This window comes from Cobetia sp. SIMBA_158, from assembly GCF_046566945.1.
GTDB lineage: Bacteria > Pseudomonadota > Gammaproteobacteria > Pseudomonadales > Halomonadaceae > Cobetia > Cobetia amphilecti.
The window spans coordinates 1-436 of the sequence record NZ_JAWJYL010000070.1 but is presented as its reverse complement, the minus strand read 5'-3'; the positions used below and the strand labels follow the sequence as shown (position 1 = coordinate 436).

The following is a 436-nucleotide window of genomic DNA, read 5'->3' as shown; positions in this document are numbered from 1 at the left end:
ATGCTAACCAAGGCATTGATAAGAGCCCAGTATCCTGTCGAAATAGAACGTGTTGCTGTACACCCGCATCAGCAACGCAATTTAATGTCACTTGATGATAGCTCGCTTGATTTATACTGGAGTATGAGCAGCCCTGAACGAGAGTCACTGGCAACAGCTATTAAAATTCCATTGTTCAAAGGGTATATAGGCAAAAGAGCGTTAGTTACAAATAAACAGAATTTAGATAAATTTAAAGATATAAAAACGCTTGAGCAATTATCAAAACTGAGCTCGGTACAGGGGCATGATTGGCCTGATACGCGCATATTGGTTAATAACGGTTTAAACGTGAGACCATTATCAAACTTGAAAGCCATGTTTGCGCTTACTAGCCAAGGCCGCATAGATTACTTTCCGCGATCATTTATTGAAGTCAATTCTTAGCTTTTAGAGC

At 39.7% G+C, this 436-nt stretch carries 1 pseudogene; it reads left to right on the top strand.

The features are described from left to right. Positions 1 to 426: pseudogene (locus tag R2R70_RS19015) on the top strand (hypothetical protein); the annotation flags it as partial. Positions 427 to 436 lie beyond the last annotated feature (10 nt).